Origin of the sequence: Streptomyces sp. MB09-02B (assembly GCF_033794485.1) — a bacterium.
Lineage (GTDB): Bacteria > Actinomycetota > Actinomycetes > Streptomycetales > Streptomycetaceae > Streptomyces.
Genome location: NZ_JARGEE010000685.1, coordinates 1 through 2958, shown reverse-complemented (window position 1 = coordinate 2958; position 2958 = coordinate 1). Strand labels below are relative to the sequence as shown.

Genomic DNA, 2958 nt, shown 5'->3' with positions numbered 1-2958 from the left:
GGCGTGCGGGGCCGCTTCGTCCAGGGGCCTGACGAGCCGCTGCTGCCGCGGAGGCCGTGACCGGCGGGGGCACAGGGGCCGCCGGCCGCCTCACCGCCCGCCGGGTGCGCCGCGTGCCGGGCCCGCGCCGGCACCGGCGGCCAGGCGCGAGGACCGCCTTCGGCGGGCGGGCTTCGCTGCCGCCGCCCAAGCGGACGGCGCGGCCGGCGCCACCGGACGCCGGAGGGGACGTGGCGGCGGAAGGGGCGCCGGCCGCGGCGGGCCGCAGGGGTGCGCCGTCCGGCGGGGGCGGCCGGTTCGTGCGGCGCGGACGGCCGGAGCCGCCGACCTTGACAAACGGGCACGCCGGTTTGTTACTTTCCGATGTCCGCTCGTCTTCCACTTCAGTCCGCGGAGCTTTTCCGTCGGCATACTCGAACGAGGCTGATCATGGAGATACCACCTCTTCCGGCCGGCCGGTCCGGGATCGGGATGCTGGAATCCTTCGTGGGCCGGGGGTTCGCGGCCGCTCTGCAGGACGGCCTGAGCCGGTCGGTGCCGCCGTACGCTCCCGAGCCCCGCGCCGGGACCGGACGCCGCTCGGCGCCGCTGGAGCGCCGCGGTCCCGGCCGGGAGCACGAGGACGAGGAGGAGCTGTCCCCCGGTGAGCTGCTCTCCCGCGAGGCCGGCGCGATCCTCGCCCTCTTCGAGCGGCGGCTGCGCTCGGCACCGGAGTGGGGCCCTGAACTGGGACCGGACACGGTCGCGGTCCGGGCCGCGCTGACCGCTTTCGCCGGCCGGGTCCTCGACGACGCCGGGGGGCGGGCCGAGGAAGCGGCCGGGCGGGGTGCGCCGCGCGGTCCCGGTTCGCCGGTGCTGACGCTGCACCTGGCCGGTGCGGCGGGCAGTCTGCTGACCGAGTGCGCGCTGCTGCACGTCGCGGAGGGCCCGCACTGCGCGCGGGCCCTCGCCCGGGCGCTCGCGCTGATCCGGCCGATCGGCCGGGCCGTGCGCAGGCAGACCGCCGCCCTGCCCGTGCCGGCCGGCGCGCACGGCGATCTGTGGCACGAACGGCGCAGACTGGCCCGCGAGGTGCACGACGGGCTCGGCACGGATCTCTTCGTGGCGCTGCGCCGCCTGGAGCTGCGGGCGGCGCACGACGACGACCCCGGCGGGCATCTGGCCGCTGCCGGGACGTCCTTGCGTTCGGCGCTCGGCACGGCGCGTGGCCTGGCCACCGGGCTGCGCGAGCAGAGCGTGGTGCCGCCCCTGCAGGAAGCGGTCGAATCCTTCACCGCGCAGGCCGCGCCCGGCCCGGTCCGCGTCGTCTTCTCCGCCACCGGCGCCGAGCGCACCGTGCCCGATTCCTCGCGCCATGAGCTCTTCCTGGCCGTGCGGGAATGCCTGCGCAACTGTTTCCAGCACGCGGGGGCCGACCAGATCACCGTGACCAGCCGTGTCACACGCCGCTGGACCCATGTCCGGGTGAAGGACAACGGCACCGGTTTCGACGCCGGCGGCACCGGCCCGGCCGTGCACGACGGCAACGGGCTTCGCTGTGTGGCAGAGCGCATCGCCGCGATCGGCGGACGCGTCACCATCGACAGCGCACCCGGAGAAGGCACCAGCATCGACATCCATCTGCCGCTCCACGGCCGGCCACGCACCGGCCGGGCGGCCCCCGCGAGCGGCCACGGCGAGCGGCCACGCACCGGCCAGGCCCGCCGCTGAAAGAGGCCCGGAGCCCTTGAGGCGGCCGCCCCGCGCACGCGGCGGCACAAGCCCGCCGCCCCCGCCGCGCAGCCCGGTGACGGGCTCGTGGCCCCCACGGCCGGCACGACCCTTCACCCCCGTCCCTGATGATCCGGGAGAGAGGTGCTGCCCCCCCGGTCCCGGCGGCACCGGTCGACCGCCGATGGAAGCGTCTCCGCCGGGCCCACAGGGCCGCACCATACGGCTGCCGGTCTCCCCGGACCGAACAAACAACCTGAACAGACCCACGGACCCTGACCGAACAGACACAAGCACCCCCGGCGGATGCCGGACGGCGGATGCCGGACGGCGGATGCCGGACGGCGGATGCCGGACGGCGGATGCCGGACGGCGGATGCCGGACGGCGGATGCCGGACGGCGCAGGTCCGCGCGGACCTGCGCCGTCCGGCATCCGCCGTCCGGCATCCGCCGTCCGGCATCCGCCGTCCGGCATCCGCCGTCCGGCATCCGCCGTCCGGCATCCGCCGTCCGGCATCCGCCGGGGGTGCTTGTGTCTGTTCGGTCAGGGTCCGTGGGTCTGTTCAGGTTGTTTGTTCGGTCCGGGGAGACCGGCAGCCGTATGGTGCGGCCCTGTGGGCCCGGCGGAGACGCTTCCATCGGCGGTCGACCGGTGCCGCCGGGACCGGGGGGGCAGCACCTCTCTCCCGGATCATCAGGGACGGGGGTGAAGGGTCGTGCCGGCCGTGGGGGCCACGAGCCCGTCACCGGGCTGCGCGGCGGGGGCGGCGGGCTTGTGCCGCCGCGTGCGCGGGGCGGCCGCCTCAAGGGCTCCGGGCCTCTTTCAGCGGCGGGCCTGGCCGGTGCGTGGCCGCTCGCCGTGGCCGCTCGCGGGGGCCGCCCGGCCGGTGCGTGGCCGGCCGTGGAGCGGCAGATGGATGTCGATGCTGGTGCCTTCTCCGGGTGCGCTGTCGATGGTGACGCGTCCGCCGATCGCGGCGATGCGCTCTGCCACACAGCGAAGCCCGTTGCCGTCGTGCACGGCCGGGCCGGTGCCGCCGGCGTCGAAACCGGTGCCGTTGTCCTTCACCCGGACATGGGTCCAGCGGCGTGTGACACGGCTGGTCACGGTGATCTGGTCGGCCCCCGCGTGCTGGAAACAGTTGCGCAGGCATTCCCGCACGGCCAGGAAGAGCTCATGGCGCGAGGAATCGGGCACGGTGCGCTCGGCGCCGGTGGCGGAGAAGACGACGCGGACCGGGCCGGGC

The 2958-nt window shown here is 76.1% G+C and carries 2 protein-coding genes; one reads left to right on the top strand and one right to left on the bottom strand.

Annotated features, from left to right (window positions below; all coding sequences use genetic code 11):
* The first annotated feature begins 429 nt into the window (after nt 1-429).
* Complete coding sequence (locus tag P1P70_RS42815; RefSeq protein ID WP_319247642.1) at nt 430-1710, top strand: ATP-binding protein; 1281 nt, start codon at nt 430-432, stop codon at nt 1708-1710.
* 824 nt (nt 1711-2534) lie between these two features.
* Here the strand turns inward: P1P70_RS42815 and P1P70_RS42810 are convergent.
* Nucleotides 2535-2958 (bottom strand): sensor histidine kinase (locus P1P70_RS42810; protein WP_319247640.1); only part of this gene is annotated, 424 nt, incomplete at its 5' end.

What these genes read in the sequence shown, in the direction of transcription:
- P1P70_RS42815 (WP_319247642.1), top strand. Translation starts at nt 430, where the DNA reads ATGGAGATACCACCTCTTCCGGCCGGCCGGTCCGGGATCGGGATGCTG.